The organism is Solibacillus sp. FSL R5-0449, assembly GCF_037975215.1.
GTDB lineage: Bacteria > Bacillota > Bacilli > Bacillales_A > Planococcaceae > Solibacillus.
Genome location: NZ_CP150239.1, coordinates 2,420,261 through 2,436,654 on the forward strand (window position 1 = coordinate 2,420,261; position 16,394 = coordinate 2,436,654).

The following is a 16,394-nucleotide window of genomic DNA, read 5'->3' on the forward strand; positions in this document are numbered from 1 at the left end:
GTCACTGCTCGAAGGTAGTAAAGTATAACGCTTGTGCTAGGAAGCTTGCAGCCGTGTCTTCCCTCTCTAAAAGCCAGTTCGTTAAACTTGTTGTCCTTTTCAATGCATTTATTGTTTATTTACGTACAAAGTATACGCTCGATTTTGGAGAAAAGCAATATTGAAAAATAAAACTTTTAATATTTTATTTTCTGCGGTTTGTTCCGGTAATCTCAAGCGGTGTTGTTAATGCTTGGACCCGTTGTAAAATACGGCCCGATTTCATTTCATCTATTGCCCCGTGTTCTGTTACGGACCATTGTTCTTCCAACTGTTTGTAATTGAAATTTGAAGAGATAAATGTCGGCAATTTTTCTGCCATACGGTAATGCAGGATCGATCCGATAATTTCATCTCTTGTCCATGTAGAAATCGGCTCAGAGCCAACATCATCAAGCATTAATACCGGCACTTTTTTTACAAAGTCGATTTTTTGTTCAATCGATCCTTCTGTTACCGACGACTTTAATTCACGGATGAATTCCGGCATATATACTAATAACGTTTGAATACGTTCTTTCGATAAAGCATTTGCAATCGCACCTAAAATATAGGTTTTCCCAACACCAAATGTTCCGTATAAATACAGCCCTTTTGCAGGAAGCTCCTTCGTCTCGCGGTATTGCTTTCTAAACTCAACCATAAACTGGGTCGCTGCCATGCGGGAGTTATCGTTCATATCCATTTCATTAAAGTCTGCCTTTAGGACATCTTTCGGCATATACATCGTCTTCATCATGGAAGCCAGTTCACGCTGGTCATCTTCTTTAAGCATTTGTTCGCACTTTTTGTAAATGATATTAATCTGACCATTCGAAAGCATTAATTGCGGAACATGGCCTTTATAGAAATTTTGGCATTGCGCGGTAGAACCTGCTCCACAGCAAGTGTGTTTTTGTTCCACAAATTCAAAAAGAGTTGTCATGCCATATTGAATAACAGCCGAGTTTTCCGTCATATTATGGTCTTCCATAAACTGTTTTACACTTGGGTGTGAAAGGACACGGTTTTTTAATTCATTATATTTTTGCTCAAAAGATGGGATATTTATTTTATTGAGCGAATCTTTTATTGGTTCGATTGTACTCACCTGCTTTTTAATCACTATTTAGTTGCTCTAATAATTTTTTGCGCTGCTCTTCAAAATCAATCTGGTTTTGAGTAGTGCCGGAATTAGCTGGTTGCATCGATTCCTGATCTTTTTCTTTAAACCAATCCGGAACTACGCCAACTTTTCTTGCCCCGCGCTGTTTGTTTTTCTTCTCTTGCATTTCAATATAAACTTTTGCATGTTTTATCGTCTGAATTTTATTGTTGCGCCAAGTATTTGCGACACTGTTAATATATTTTTCAGGCAATGCACCTTCTGTTTTTTCCATTACATATTCGAGCATGTAATTGACGACAGCCGGAATCATCTTGTAATGCAAAATCAATTTTTCCGCTGTTGAGACAACATATGCAAATGGCTCATGACCATCGTTTAATTCTTTTGTAAATGCATATGGCGTCGCTTTTTCATAGCGGGCCAATTCCGGTGTAAACACATAATCCTGAGGATAATATTTCGGTAAATCCTGCTCGGTAATTTTCACGTCTACTTTATTTTCTTTATAATTCGTTTCGATGTAAGCAAGTGCGTCTTTAGCCAACAAGATGTCTTTCAGCTGCATATTCAAAGCAAGTGTCTGAATTTGGTTACGTCCGAAACGGCTCGTTTTATTCGTTAATATAAATTCTAGAATGGCGTTGACAACACCGACTTTTATACCGTGTTTTAAAACAAGATCATCCACTTGCTTCACTAACATTTCAACCGGTTCTTTTCCGTTAAGCAAATTTTTCATGAAATCATACGGCAACGTTTCATCGAAAGCCGGAATCCATTTTGACATATCCTTAACGGTAACTTTAAAGGCAAGCGGAGTATCCATCGTAATTTTTGATGCTTTGAGTTGAGTTCCATCGCTTTCTTCTACAATACGAAGCGCTTCCAATGCATTGGCCGGCGGGTTTAACATCCAATTTCCGGCGATAGACTGCACAAAGTTTTTCGTCAGTTTCCCATTGCTCTCATTATAGGCATATTCCATCAGCACATTGACTGCACCTACCGAAAGGCCTTGCTGCAATACGAGTTCTTCGGCTAAATCGACAATAAACTTCACCGGTTTTTTTCCTTTATACAGTGACTTCAGGAAATAATAAGGAACCGTTTTATCATAGTGAATTGACTGGTCATCTACTGTTAAATAATCTTCTGTCACTTTAATAAGGTTGCGTTCATTTCTCTTTTCAATATAGTCCAGTGCTTGCTCGGCTGTCTTAATCTGATTGTACCGGATTTCAGATGCCAAAGCTTCAACAAATGATTCCGGCAAGTTGCCTTTTGTCGAGTCCCACACATGACGAATGATGACGTTTCCCACTTCTATCGGGATATCATAAGAACTGTAAAGCGATTCTGCTATTTTTATATGCCCTGAAAATGGTTCTTCACCATGAGTCAAAATCAGCAAATACTGATAAGGTGTAGAATTTTTATAATCGACTAGCGCTGAATCAGGAGAATCGGTTTTCGAGTTATTATTTTCTTCCGTTTTATTTAAATCGTTTTTCGTAACCGTAATTTGCGATAGGTTTTTCGATTTACGATCACGGTAGCTATGTTCAACTTTTGCAATTTCCATCGTATTTTCAGCTGTTTTCGCACCTTTTTTCAGCCAGTTATTCATGACTACCTTCATAAAGTTCTTATTGTAATTTAGTTCGTCATTCATTGAAATATAATGGATCAAAACATTCAAGGTACCGTAAGAAACGCCCTTTCTAATGAAATGATTAAATTCCATTACAACGGATTCCGGCGGCAAATAACCGTTAAATTTTTGGAAAACTTCAATCGGTGAGGTTTTTTCCAAATACTCGATTAAACCTTCTTTATCATTAATATTTTGCGGTGCTTTTGCTGGAGCAGTGTTGATTACTTCCACCGAACGGAAAATGTCCTGTTTTTTGATCAGCTTTGGTTTCGCCACACCAACGTTCAGCTGGTAATATTCCTCACAGCGTTTTTCAAGCTCTTTTTTCGTAAGTCCTTCATCTGTATCCCATGCCAGTAAGACGATTCTTTGCATATCCGTCACTGAGAAATTATACATAAACGCTAATTTAGCAATGGCAATCTTTATATCGAGCGTGAATAATCTACTCGGGATTAAATTTTGGCTCATGCCCATCATGAAGCTCTTAAAATCAAATAAGTCATACTCAAACGGGTACGACATTTTTGAACGTTCATTAACAGAACCCGTATTTTCCTGCATTACTTGCTTTAGCTCAGATTCCGTTATCGCAACAAATGCATCATTAAAGCTGCATGTTACATCTTTGTACCCTTGTAAGGAAATATCATGCTTCGCTAATTTATTTCGTAATGATTCATACTGTTCGCGGCCGATTTTACGTAAAAGTGCTACAGAAAGAATGGAATCGTCAAAGAAGTCATGGCCAGTTAATGGCGGATATAAAATATACTTCATCGATTTATATGAATCCATCATCTTCTCAAAGGACTTCACTAAACCAATTGCTTCTAATATTATTCTTGCCTCTAGTAATTGCTTCGGTTTAAAACTTAATGAATCGAGCAGGTTGCTATGAAAACAAGTTGCCTTTTCATGTTGTTGTGTTTCAACCCATAACTTTAAATATAGTGCAGTAGCTTCAACACCGATAATCGGCTGATAGCATAATTGTAATGCAAGCTGATGCTCACTAGTGATAGTTTGAGGGCAATGAATTTCACAATGGTCATATGGATTTAGCTGATTCATCATTACCATTTATCCCTCCTAACACTTATTTGTTATTTGACTGACGGGTCATGATTTCTTTCAGTTCCTCTATAAATACCGTAATATCCTTAAATTGGCGGTAAACAGATGCGAAGCGTACATAGGCTACTTCATCAATTTTCGCTAGTCGGTCCATTACCATTTCCCCGACATCTTCCGAACGTACTTCCGCATTGCCTAATCGGCGCAATTCTTTTTCAATCGATAAAACAATCTCTTCTAATTGTTCTAATGCAACCGGCCGTTTTTCACACGCGCGTATAAGACCACGCAATACTTTTTCGCGGCTGAACTCCTCGCGTGAACCTTCTTTTTTCACAACGATTAACGGGGTTTCTTCAATTTTTTCAAATGTCGTAAAGCGAAAGGCGCATGATTCACATTCACGACGTCTTCGAATTTCTTTATTATCATCAACAGGTCTTGAGTCTACAACGCGTGTCCCGTTGTATTGACAAGCTGGACATCTCATATAATAATTTCTCCTAAAAGTTAGTTTAATTCTATTATAACAAAAACAACGCGCTTGAAATAGTGCTTCACGCGCGTTGAAATTTTCCAATGGAAAGTCATTCAATTATATAGTGCATCGTGGCTTCACACAATAGAAAAAGCCTTTTGCAAAAATGATTTACTTTCTGCAAAAGGTCTTCTCTCTGTCATTATAACTCGTGTCAGTGCCTTTATGAAGGGATCAATGACTCTTAATGCAGCAATCGATTATGCGTTTACTGCTGCTAATTCATTTGCAATTTTCTTTGTTAAGTCTACTACGCGAGCAGAGTAACCCCACTCATTATCATACCAAGCGATCACTTTTACTTTACGGTCACCTAATACGATTGTAGTTAAACCGTCTACAGTAGAAGAGTATGTTGTTGTATTGTAGTCAGACGATACTAATGGCTCCATAGAGAAGTTTAAAATGCCGTTCATTTTGCCTTCAGCTGCCGCTTTAAATGCCGCATTTACTTCTTCTACCGTCACGTCTTTTTCTACATCTACTACTAAATCAACTAAAGAAACGTTTGGTGTTGGCACACGTAATGCCATACCATGGATTTTCCCGTCCAATTCCGGTAATACAAGACGCAATGCTTTTGCAGCACCAGTTGAAGTCGGGATAATTGATGATCCACAGTTACGTGCACGACGTAAATCTTTATGTGGATTATCGATATTGTTTTGATCGTTTGTATAAGCATGAACCGTTGTCATTAAACCGTTTACAATACCGAACTCATCGTTTAATACTTTAGCTACAGGAGCTAAACAGTTTGTTGTACAAGATGCGTTTGAGATGACATCATGCTTTGTTAAATCCAATTTATCATCATTTACACCTAAAACAACCGTAATATCTTCATTTTTACCAGGAGCAGTTAAAATAACTTTTTTCGCGCCAGCTTCAATATGTTTTGCTGCTTTTTCACGGTCATTAAATTTACCAGTTGCTTCAATAACGATATCGACACCCATTTGAGCCCATGGTAATTTTAACGGATCACGTTCACTAACTAATTCAACACGTTTGCCATTTACAATTAAAGCACCTTCGACTGCTTCAACAGTTCCCGGGAAAACACCATGATTTGTGTCATACTTAATTAAATGTGCTAACGTTTCAGATGGATAGCTTGCGTTCACTGCTACGATATTCACGTCACCGCGCATCATTGCTTGTCGGAACACCATACGACCAATGCGGCCAAAACCATTAATTGCAATAGAAACTGTCATATTATTTAAATCCTCCTAAAAGTACGATTCATTCGTTTTATTTATTCGTTGATTAGTATAACACATATTATAAAAAGTTGAACATATTTAATCCACTTAATTAAATTTGTTATTTTCAGATAATACATACCCTTAAAATAAAAACCTCAACCAACTTTTTAATTAAATTGGTTGAGGTATTATTTTACTTCAATACATTCCACTCATACAAAATATTTTGAAGCTGAATCGCTGTATCTTCCAGCGTTCCATTGTTATGAATAACCGCATCAGCTAACTGTTCTTTTTCTTTGACTGGAATCTGTGTCGAAATTCGGGCACTCGCCTCTTCTTCCGAAAAACCGTTTCGTTCCATCAAGCGCTGGAGCTGTACCTCTTTCTTTACAGAAACGACAATAATTTTTTCCACGAAATGTTCCAGCTTGCTTTCGAATAGCAGCGGAATATCCATGAAAATATTTTTTTCGCCGAACGAGATAAATTCATCACGCTGACGCAGCATTTCTTCACGAATAGCCGGATGGATGATATTGTTTAACGTTTTCCGCATTTCTTCATTATGAAAAATCATACTCCCGACTTTCACACGGTCCATTGAACCATCTTGTGCAATGACTTCCGGTCCGAATGCTTCTGCAATCTTTTTTAATGTCGGTGTACCAGGCTCGACTACTTGTCGTGCGACTACATCGGCATCAACGATCGGCAATCCGTATGACTCAATCATCTTTGCAACGGTACTTTTTCCGCTGGCAATACTACCTGTTAATCCAATAATCACTGCAATTCCCCTTTACTTTTGACATTGCGGACAATATGTTGATGTTCTGCCCGCGATGACGAGCGACTCTGTATTTGTTTCACATACAACACATTGTTTTTTCCCATACATTTTCAGTCGGTGCTGCATTGTTCCCGCACCGCCGTTAATACTGCGGTAATCTGAAATTGTCGATCCGCCCGAATCAATGCTTTCCTGCAATACATCACAAATGACGTGAAAGAGCATCGTCTTTTGCTCACGACTTAATTCACTCGTTGTTTTCCCCGGATGAATAAGCATTTTGAACAAGGCTTCGGTTGCATAAATATTGCCGCAACCGGAAATCACCTGACCATCCATGATGACTTCTTTAATCGGTTTTTTTGCGAATTTTGGTTTTTCACTTTGCATGAGGAAAAAATCACAGGCGATCTCATCAAAAGGCTCAGGCGCCATTTTTAGCAATGGCGGATGATCAGCAATCTCTTTAATAAAACGCAGTTCCCCAAAACGGCGAATATCCGCATACACAAGCAATTCTCCGCTTGCCAATGTAAATATCGCATGAATATGCTTCCGGAACTTTTCTTCCGCAATCTCCAGCACATCATTTACTATAAACCAGGCTCCACTCATCCCTAAATGATTCACCAATATAAAACGTTCATCATTTTTCTCAAGATGAAAAAATATATATTTCGATCTGCGTTCCAATTTATCGATTGTCATATCCCGTACTAATAATTCAAATTGAGTAGGCTTTGCATTTTTTACAATCGCCTGTTTGCCTGCTTCATGCGAAGTATAAACGACATCCGATAAAGAGACAGATTCGATCGTCTTCCCTTCTACGATTGGCCGCAAATCACGTACGACCCCTTCTACTTCTGGTAATTCCGGCATAAATGGTACTCCTTACTTCGCATCGTACCATGTAGGACCATATGAAAACTCCACTTTTAACGGCACACTTAACTTAATTGCATTTTCCATCACTTCTGGTACGATACGTTCTAAAATTTCAACTTCTTCTTTTGGCGCTTCAAAAATAAGCTCATCGTGTACTTGTAGTAAGAGCTTCGACTGTAGCCCTTCTTGTTCAAGTCGGGCATTCATATCAATCATTGCTTTTTTAATAATATCCGCTGCACTTCCCTGGATCGGTGTGTTCATCGCAGTACGTTCCGCAAAACTTCTTAAGTTGAAGTTCGAACTTGTGATGTCCGGCAAGTAGCGGCGTCGATTTAAAATTGTTGTAACGAAGCCTGCTTTCTTCGCTTCTTCAATACTTGTGTCCATATAGTTTTTTACACCCGGGAAGCTTTGCAAATAGTTTTCGATAAAAATCCCAGCTTCTTTACGTGTAATATCAAGGCTTTGTGATAAGCCGTAATCACTAATCCCGTAGACGATACCAAAGTTTACAGCTTTTGCTGTGCGGCGCATTAGGCTTGTCACATCATCCGGATTTTCAAGATTAAACACATCCATTGCCGTACGTGTATGGATGTCCATTCCTTGCTGGAATGCCTCCACAAGCGCATCATCACCGCACATATGAGCCAGTACGCGCAGCTCGATCTGAGAATAGTCTGCTGCAAACAAAATCCAGTCTTTTTTCGATGGAACAAATGCTTTTCGGATTTTGCGTCCTTCTTCCAAACGAATCGGGATGTTTTGTAAATTCGGGTTTGTTGAGCTTAAACGTCCCGTTGAAGTTAATGCCTGCTGGAAACGTGTATGCACTTTGGAATCCGCTTCATGAACCTCTTTCATCAACCCTTCAATATAAGTAGACTTCAGTTTTGCAAGTGTCCGGTATTCCAGAATATGCTTGACAACATCATGCTCGGACTGCAGCTTTTCCAGCACATCGGCCGCTGTTGAATAACCTGTTTTCGTCTTTTTGATGACTGGTAAGCCCAGTTTATCAAATAAAATAACCCCTAGCTGCTTCGGCGAATTGATATTAAACTTCTCGCCTGCCAAATCATAAATTGTCGCTTCCATCACTTCAAGTTTTGCCTTCAGTTCATCGCCCATTTGTCGCAATGTATCGATATTGACTGTTATCCCTTCGCTCTCCATTTTCCCTAAAATATGTGCAAGCGGAAGCTCCAGTTCTTTATATAATTCAAACTGTTCGTTTTCTTTCAATGTTTTCTCTAAAACCGGCTGCAATTTCCATACCGCTACGGCTTTTCGGCTTACATGCTCTGCTACATGATCTGCACCAGGAACGATCCACTTTGCCCCTTTTCCATACACCGTTTCATTGGCTTGTACATCATGATAACCGAATTCTTTTGCAAGTGTTGCAACATCATCACCTGAAATCGACGGCTTTACAATATACGAAGCTAACAATAAATCGAACTCTACTCCTTTTAGTTCAATTCCTAAACGATGGAGCATCGCTTGTGTCGCTTTACTGTCAGCCACATACTTTTTCTTTGTTTCATCTTCCAACCATGTTTTTAACTCCGCATTATCAACAACATGATCAATTGCTGTATAAACAGTACGTTCCCCATCAGTTAATGCTAAACCGAGGGCATTACAGCTATGGTAATGTTCATTTTCCAGCTCCAGATGTATAGCCATCGTATCTTTAAGCATGTCAGCCGTAATATGCTCCACATTTTCAAATACGAGTTCAGCTTGTTCTGTTTCTACTGCTTCAAAATCACTTTTTTCGATTAAAGATTTAAACCCAAGCTCCTGCCATACATCAAGAAGCGCTTCCTCATCCGGACCTGAATACGCTAAATCATCGAGTGTAATGGTAATCGGGGCATCTGTATGAATAGTCGCAAGCTTTTTAGACAAGTGTGCCATTTCTTCATTATCTACCAGCTTTTCTTTCATTTTCGATGCTTTCAATGAATCCATCGCTTCATATAGTTTCTCAATCGTACCGTGTTCCTTCAATAATTTAATCGCTGTTTTTTCACCAACGCCCGGAACTCCCGGAATATTATCCGATTGATCGCCCATAAGCCCTTTCATATCGATAATTTGCTCCGGTGTCAGTCCGTACTTTTCTTCAATATGGGCCGGTGTATATTTTTCAATATCGGTAATCCCTTTACGTGTAATATATACAGTAACATCCTCTGTTGCGAGCTGCGTTAAATCTTTATCTCCTGAAACAACGATAACTTCGATTCCTTGTCCGGCAGCCTGTTTCGCCAACGTTCCGATAATATCATCCGCTTCGTACATTTCCAGTTCATAGCGTTTAATCTTATATGCATCGATCAGCTTACGAATATAAGGGAATTGTTCGGAAAGCTCAGGCGGTGTTTTTTGACGTCCACCTTTATATTCACCAAATGATTCATGGCGAAAAGTCGTTTTTCCGGCATCAAACGCAACTAGCATTTGTGTCGGATTTTCCTCACCGATAATTTTTTGCAGCATTGTTGTAAATCCGTAAGTTGCATTTGTATGAATACCACTGTCATTCGTCAGCAGCGGTAATGCAAAAAAGGCACGGTATGCTAATGAGTTTCCATCTAATAAAAGCAATTTTTGTTTTGTCATGCAAGTTCCTCCATTAATCAATTTCACCTCGATGTGATTAGGCCCGGATTCGAGTCAAATTCACAGGACGCCAATCAGTCATCCGATTACCGAATGTGTTGCTCCACCTGGATGCAGCAACATTTGGCATGTGTTCAAAACGCACCGGAAGAGGTTACGTTACGATTGTATGTTCTCTTTCTACTTTAGCGATTATTGCATTGAATTGCCAACATTAACGCAAATTCTTCTCCAATAAAATTCTTATTCGCCACAAATAAGCTGGACATAAAGATAAAGAAAAAATCCAGATCAATGCATTATCGCATAATCCGGATTTTTCCATCATTGAATTAAGTTCATTTAGTTTAGAAGTTATTTAAACAACTAAAGAATATCTTTATATTTTGAAGTGATTAATTTGTCCTTTTAACTTAATAATCATTTCATTCAATTCATGTGCAATGCTAAGCATTTCTTCAGTCGATGCTGTCTGTTCTTCTATTGATGCAGCAATGCTTTGAGAATGCTCATTGGATTGTTCCAATGACTGAACGGTTACGTCCGTTGTTTCAAGTACTTGATTAGAGTCCGTTACAATGCCTTGGAATGCATCTGTTACATTTTGAATTTCATTTTTCATATTATCCACTAATTTGGAAATTGTATTAAATGTTTCAACAGCCGAATAGATCGTCGCGCTTTCCTGCTCGATTTTAGTTACTACACTATTAATGGCAACAACAGATTCATTTGAATCTTTTTGCATTTCATTAATTAATGTCGTAATATCGCTCGCCGAATTCGCCGATTGTTCTGCCAATGAACGAACCTCATCCGCTACTACTGCGAATCCTTTCCCGTATTCCCCTGCTCTTGCCGCTTCGATTGCCGCATTTAAAGCAAGTAGGTTGATCTGATCTGAAATACTTGAAATAATTTTCGTGATTTGACCAACTTCTAAAGAACGGCTATTCATTTGCTCTGTTTTCAATAATGACATTTTCGCTGTTTCATTGATTGTTTCGATTCCTGCAACAGATTTATGAATAACTTCTTTTCCTTCTGTTGCGACATTATTGGTATCGATCGCCTCTTGTGCTACTAATTTAGTAACATTAGAGATTTCTGCAATTTTGAATGCGATCTGTTCCACTGCCTCCCGGTTCTGTACAGCACCTTCTGTAATCATCTCAGTGCTTGAAGCAATTTCCTGAATTGCGCCCGACACCTGATTCGATGTAATGGTTAACTGTTCGATTGTTTCTTTTAATATCGAAGAGCTTTCCTCAACATGCTCGGATGTGTCGTTTACATGATAGATCGTCTCACTCAATTGGGATTGCATATCTGAGAAGCTAGATGTTAAATGCCCAATTTCGTCATGACTGGAAACTTCCAATTGTTTTGATAAATCACCCTGTGCCACAATTTCAGTATGGTTTAAAAGCTGATTTAAAGGATTCACGATTTTTCTGGATACGATCACCGCTATAATTGATCCAATAATCAATGCAACAAGCAGGGAAGCTACAATAATTGTAATTAACAATCGATTCAATTCATCAATAAAATCCGCATCGGCATCCAATCCTAGAACAGAATCCGTCCCCGGAATTTGAAGGAAGGTTGATTGATGTTTTCCATAATCATCTTCATAAATATCGCTCGCCACTATGTCCGTTGTGGAGAGTGCCGCTGTCTGGTCTTCTGTAAAAGCAAGCGGTGTCAGGTAATCATCCGAATTCCCCAATACTAAAATAACTTCTTCTCCATCGACTTTACTCATAATGTAGGCATTTTCCAAATCAAACTCATTTTGAAAATCGGTTGTGACTTCCTGTAATTTTTCATATGAAGCCTTGTTTTTCTTAGCATCATTTACTAAGTTTGAATCAAAAAGCGTATTGAATTTATCCATACTCATCAATAAATTTTGGTTATGCTGCGGAATGATCTGGTTATTAATCAAGTTGCTCGAAACTAAAAATAAAATTGAACTAAAAACTATACTTAATAAAATAATCGGTACTAAAATTCCTAATAAAATCCTAGTTTTTACTGAATTAAATTTCTTTAACATTTAAATTGCTCTTGAAAACAAAAATTAAATTGTTTCCACCAAGCGTCCCCCCCAAATTTAGTTATTTACATGCAAATATTCTTTTTTTTCTACAAACTCCATAAAGTCCAGCGTTAAAATATGGTCATTTTGTGCCAGGGATTCACTGCTAAAGAAAATAACAGCAAACGTTGCACCCTGCCCATGCGGAATATGACGATATTCTAAAATATGGTGGAATTGTTGTTGCAATAATTCATGGTGTATTACAAACTCATCATCAACCTTTATCTCACCTTCAAACTCGGCACAAGTAAAACTATAAATTCGATTGTCCATTGCATTGATTAAGTCAGCCCAATCCGGTTTTTTCTGTTCGAAAAAATAGTCGTACGAGTTAACCCCATATGCGAAACTCCCCAATTCTGTCGTACCTGCTCCTGCAAAGCGTAATGGATTCACTTCAATCGGGACGATTGTTCCTTCATCATCCATGCGCAGTTCTATGTGTAGCGGCATTTTGCGTAAATTGAAGATTTCCCCAAGTCCTTGGAGATACTCGGTAATCGGAGCTAAGTAATTTTGCAGCACTTGCTTGCTCGTATAATAAATTCGATCACTCATATCTTTTTCGTCTTTGAACATACGCGCAAATAAATTCAGCACAACCGGTTCATTGTTTTCATCAAAGAATAGATCGATTGCAAATTCCTGCCCCTCAATATAACTTTCAATGATAAAGGAATCGCTAACCAAAACATCCTTTGAATCGTTTTCACTCCACTCCATCGTCTCGATTATCCTTTGGAATTCTTGTGCATTCTCTACTCGGTAAACCCCAACACTTGAATATCCGACAGTTGGCTTAAAGATGATCGGATAAGGTAGTGAGGATAGGTCAAGTTGCCCTAATTCACCTAGCGTAGTTTCTAAAAAGAAGAAATCAGGATAACTCTCAGCTAAACGCTTTCTGAATGCAAATTTGTTTTTAAATAAATTCACTGTTTTTGTTACATGCGATTCTGCATAATATTCATTTAGAATCTGAACAGCTTCTTCGGAATTCATGATAATTAAATCCTCTTGTTGAAATACTTTCTCAAGATTTTGCTCAGCTTGTGATTTGTAATTTAGAATCAACTGTTGTTGAATATCCAAAACCATTACCTTTTTTTCAATCAATGTTTCTGCTAAAAGCGGTGAAACATAAGCTGTATCTAATAGAATCAAAATTTTCACTTCCTTATATGTATTGAATACTATTCAAACAAAGCGCATTATTACCTAATTTTTCTGAATACATAAGCATTTATACCCTAAAAAAATTATTTGATTATATGCACAAAATACTACACTTGTTATATTATACACATTAATTCAAATTTTCCTATTTATTTTCAATTTTCATTAATATTCTTGCTATAATGCAAAAAAAACGCGCAGGATAAATTCCTGCGCGTTCTATATTTCTCTATTTAATTTTATTTTTGAATTTCACAGCATGTACATTGTTTTTTTCTTCTTTATAAAAAATCTCTTCAAAAATAACCGTTAATAAAAAGGCATTTAAAAATGGAATGATCACATACATCGGCATGCCGCCTAAATCGTATGGCATTAAACCGCGCGCAAATACTTCCACGAATCCAATCTGTGTGAAGTAAAAAATCATACCAATACCCACTTGCCAGATCGGACGCTTATCTTCACGTTTTTCGAACCATAGTACTTTCTTGAACGAATCCCGTACATCTTCTGCGATAAACAAACTTAATACTAAAATAGCAATAAATAAAATTGGTATATGAAAAATTTCCACTTTCACGAAATTAATATTGGATTGATAAAAAAGCGCCGTTACAGATGTTGCCATAATAAATGCTATTAAACTATTTTGTATTACTTTACTCAAACTTCGCCACTCCCCCTATATGAATGAACTAACTATACTATAGTATAACAGTAAAATAATAGTTTCCAATAATATAATTTGAAAATTTAATGAAGTTAAATAATGTAAATTTTTTATTAAGAAACGGATATATTGCAAAATTGATTGGAATGGAGGGCGACTCCTGCGGGAATAGCGTGACGCCTGAGACTACAGGCTCAGGCCACGCCCGCGGAAAGCGTCCCGGAATGGAGATCAATTTTAACGCTCAGCAAAAAAACGCTATTTTTCTCAGAGAAAAATAGCGTTTTTGGGTTATGTCCCAGCCTCTACTATATTTAATCCAATTGACCGGATAACAGTTTAGCATACGGCGAGTCTGACGGAATAATAATCATCGTCTCATTACCGATTGTTTTCTTGTATGATTCTAACGTTCTGAATAGACTGTAGAATTCCGGATCTTTTGAGTAAGCTGCATTATAGATTTGAGCAGCCTGTGCTTCACCTTCTGCACGGATGACAGAGGCTTCTTTATTTGCTTTCGCAAGTGTTACCTGTACTTCCTGATCTGTTTTTGCCTCTTTACTGCGCTTTTCCGCATCCCCTTCAGACAGATACTTTTGCGCAATCGATTGACGTTCCGAAACCATTCTTGTATAAACAGACTGCTCGTTTTCCTCCGGTAAATCCGTACGGCGAATACGTACATCAATTACTTCAATACCGAAATTCGCAGAATCGATTAACTCATTGACACGTTGTGTAACACGGTCGTTAATATTCCCGCGTTTTGAATCTTTTTCATTAATAATATCCCCGTATTCCGTCTGACCGAACTCTGTACGAAGTGCCGAATAAATGAACTCCTCCATACGACTTTCCGCATTCAGCAACTGACCGGCATTTGAAATTAAAGCCTTTGGATCTGTTACACGCCAAACCGTATAGTTATCAATAATAATTCGCTTTTTATCTTTCGTACTGATTTCTTCTTCCGTCATATCATGTGTCATTAAATTGCTTGGAAGAGTTGTCACACTTTGAATGAACGGAATTTTCATATGAAGTCCCGGTTTACTTTCGTACTTCACTACTTCCCCGAACTGGCGAACTACTTTATATTCATTTTCTTTTACAATATACAGATTCGCAAATACGATAATTAATGCAGCAAATACAACAGTTAATACAATCACAGAAGATACCCATTGCTTTACATTTACCGGCTTTTTATCTTTCTTTAATGGCGTAGGTGCTTTTTTTGCTTTAGTTTCGCCGTTATTTACTTGTTGATCAGGATCGTTTGCTTTTGGTACTTCCTTTACTTCTTTCGAGCCTTTTTTATTGCCGAACAGTTTTTTCACAAACTCATCTAAATCGCCGTCAAAATTATTTTTGTTGTTACTCATTCATTTTTGCTCCCTTCTTTTTTCTCTTCTGTAGAAGGAGGTGTCGTTTGCATTGGCTGAATCGGTAAGTACTTCATCGTACCACTGCCGTCATCATTCATAATATAAATTTGGGCATTCGGTAAAACTGCCTCCAATGTTTCGAGCACTAATCGTTCACGTGTAATATCCTTATTCAGGCGGTATTCATCATAAAGCTGATTAAAGAGCGCTACTTCACCTGTCGCTTGCTCGATACGTGAGGCTTTTTCCCCTTCCGCTTTTGAAAGAATCGCCGCTGCTTCACCAACCGCTTCACTTACACGCTGGTTTTCATATTTTTCCGCTTCGTTAATCTTTGTATTTTTTGTCTCCCGTGCATCGGTAACGTCCGTAAATGCAGCACGTACTTCTTCATTCGGTACTTCTACATCTTGAAGCTTTACTCCTAAAACCCCAATACCGATGTCGTACTTATCGATTAATGATACGAGCAATTCACGTGTTTCTGCTTCAATATCCGCTTTCCCATCCGTTAATGCCTCATCGATTGTTGAGCTGCCAATGATTGAACGAATCGCACTGGACGTCGCATTATGTAAAATCGTTCGCGGCTCCTGTGAACTAAATAAATATTTTTTCGGCTCAACAATACGCCATTGAACTACAAGGTCTGTTAAAACAATATTTTCATCACCTGTAATCATTTTTGTTTCTTTATCGAATGCTTCCACCGTACCGTCCGGGTTTTGCTTATAGCCGAACTGTAAACTGTATGTCTCTTTTGATAAAATCTCTACAGACTGTATTGGCCATGGTAATTTAAAATGAAGTCCTGAATCTTGTATTGTCTCATCTGCTTGACCAAATGTTATCACTACTGCCTGTTCCGATTCATCTACTGTATACCAGGATGTCGTCACAACAATAATAGCTACGACAGCCAATAGAATTAATGCTACCCACATTAATGTTCTTTTTACACTCATCGTATAAAGCCTCCTTACTTTTCAATTTCCCCTTATTCTACGGGTAATGAATTGTAAAAGTTTCATATTTTTTCAAAATGAGCTTTCAGAAATTTAAAACACAAAAAACTGCGCAGAAAGCTATTTACTTTTTGCGC

The 16,394-nt window shown here is 38.0% G+C and carries 12 protein-coding genes; all 12 read right to left on the reverse strand.

The window, feature by feature from the left end:
* Positions 1-184: 184 nt before the first annotated feature.
* The 12 genes from dnaI to hflK all read right to left on the reverse strand — a co-directional run bounded on the left by dnaI (position 185) and on the right by hflK (position 16,257).
* Positions 185-1,144 carry a primosomal protein DnaI gene (gene dnaI / locus MKY27_RS12085; protein WP_339172510.1) on the reverse strand — a complete coding sequence of 320 codons (960 nt, stop codon included), beginning with the start codon at positions 1,142-1,144 and terminating at the stop codon, positions 185-187.
* Positions 1,137-3,878: a DnaD domain protein gene (locus tag MKY27_RS12090; protein WP_339195354.1), complete on the reverse strand. Its 2,742-nt coding sequence runs from the start codon at positions 3,876-3,878 to the stop codon at positions 1,137-1,139. The genes dnaI and MKY27_RS12090 overlap by 8 nt, the downstream gene beginning before the upstream one ends.
* 22 nt (positions 3,879-3,900) lie before the next feature.
* Positions 3,901-4,368, reverse strand: a complete 468-nt coding sequence (gene nrdR, locus MKY27_RS12095) for a transcriptional regulator NrdR (protein WP_339172514.1) — start codon at positions 4,366-4,368, stop codon at positions 3,901-3,903.
* Between the two features lie 248 nt (positions 4,369-4,616).
* The gene (locus MKY27_RS12100; protein ID WP_339172515.1) at positions 4,617-5,636 is read right to left on the reverse strand and encodes a glyceraldehyde-3-phosphate dehydrogenase; all 1,020 of its coding nucleotides are present in this window, start codon (positions 5,634-5,636) and stop codon (positions 4,617-4,619) included.
* 184 nt (positions 5,637-5,820) lie between these two features.
* A complete protein-coding gene (gene coaE, locus MKY27_RS12105) occupies positions 5,821-6,417 on the reverse strand; it encodes a dephospho-CoA kinase (protein WP_339195355.1) in 597 nt (198 codons plus the stop codon).
* A gap of 12 nt (positions 6,418-6,429) precedes the next feature.
* A complete protein-coding gene (mutM, locus tag MKY27_RS12110; RefSeq protein ID WP_339195357.1) occupies positions 6,430-7,302 on the reverse strand; it encodes a bifunctional DNA-formamidopyrimidine glycosylase/DNA-(apurinic or apyrimidinic site) lyase in 873 nt (290 codons plus the stop codon).
* Between the two features lie 12 nt (positions 7,303-7,314).
* Positions 7,315-9,945, reverse strand: coding sequence for a DNA polymerase I (gene polA, locus MKY27_RS12115; RefSeq protein WP_339195359.1), 2,631 nt, complete (start codon positions 9,943-9,945; stop codon positions 7,315-7,317).
* Between the two features lie 379 nt (positions 9,946-10,324).
* Entirely contained in the window at positions 10,325-12,007 is a 1,683-nt protein-coding gene (locus tag MKY27_RS12120) for a methyl-accepting chemotaxis protein (protein ID WP_339195361.1), read from the reverse strand.
* A 57-nt stretch (positions 12,008-12,064) separates the two neighbouring features.
* On the reverse strand, positions 12,065-13,216 hold the full coding sequence (locus tag MKY27_RS12125) for an ATP-grasp domain-containing protein (RefSeq protein ID WP_339195363.1): 1,152 nt from the start codon (positions 13,214-13,216) through the stop codon (positions 12,065-12,067).
* A 241-nt stretch (positions 13,217-13,457) separates the two neighbouring features.
* Positions 13,458-13,898, reverse strand: a complete 441-nt coding sequence (locus tag MKY27_RS12130; RefSeq protein WP_079528387.1) for a DNA polymerase I — start codon at positions 13,896-13,898, stop codon at positions 13,458-13,460.
* A gap of 317 nt (positions 13,899-14,215) precedes the next feature.
* Positions 14,216-15,289: a protease modulator HflC gene (locus MKY27_RS12135; RefSeq protein WP_339172531.1), complete on the reverse strand. Its 1,074-nt coding sequence runs from the start codon at positions 15,287-15,289 to the stop codon at positions 14,216-14,218.
* Complete coding sequence (hflK, locus tag MKY27_RS12140) at positions 15,286-16,257, reverse strand: FtsH protease activity modulator HflK (protein WP_339172534.1); 972 nt, start codon at positions 16,255-16,257, stop codon at positions 15,286-15,288. The genes MKY27_RS12135 and hflK overlap by 4 nt, the downstream gene beginning before the upstream one ends.
* Positions 16,258-16,394 lie beyond the last annotated feature (137 nt).

Excerpts from the sequence above, each read along its gene's own strand:
- MKY27_RS12090 (WP_339195354.1), bottom strand. The coding sequence starts at position 3,878 with ATGATGAATCAGCTAAATCCATATGACCATTGTGAAATTCATTGCCCT.
- nrdR (WP_339172514.1), bottom strand. The coding sequence starts at position 4,368 with ATGAGATGTCCAGCTTGTCAATACAACGGGACACGCGTTGTAGACTCA.
- MKY27_RS12100 (WP_339172515.1), bottom strand. The coding sequence starts at position 5,636 with ATGACAGTTTCTATTGCAATTAATGGTTTTGGCCGCATTGGTCGTATG.
- mutM (WP_339195357.1), bottom strand. The coding sequence starts at position 7,302 with ATGCCGGAATTACCAGAAGTAGAAGGGGTCGTACGTGATTTGCGGCCA.
- polA (WP_339195359.1), bottom strand. The coding sequence starts at position 9,945 with ATGACAAAACAAAAATTGCTTTTATTAGATGGAAACTCATTAGCATAC.
- MKY27_RS12120 (WP_339195361.1), bottom strand. The coding sequence starts at position 12,007 with ATGTTAAAGAAATTTAATTCAGTAAAAACTAGGATTTTATTAGGAATT.
- MKY27_RS12135 (WP_339172531.1), bottom strand. The coding sequence starts at position 15,289 with ATGAGTAACAACAAAAATAATTTTGACGGCGATTTAGATGAGTTTGTG.
- hflK (WP_339172534.1), bottom strand. The coding sequence starts at position 16,257 with ATGAGTGTAAAAAGAACATTAATGTGGGTAGCATTAATTCTATTGGCT.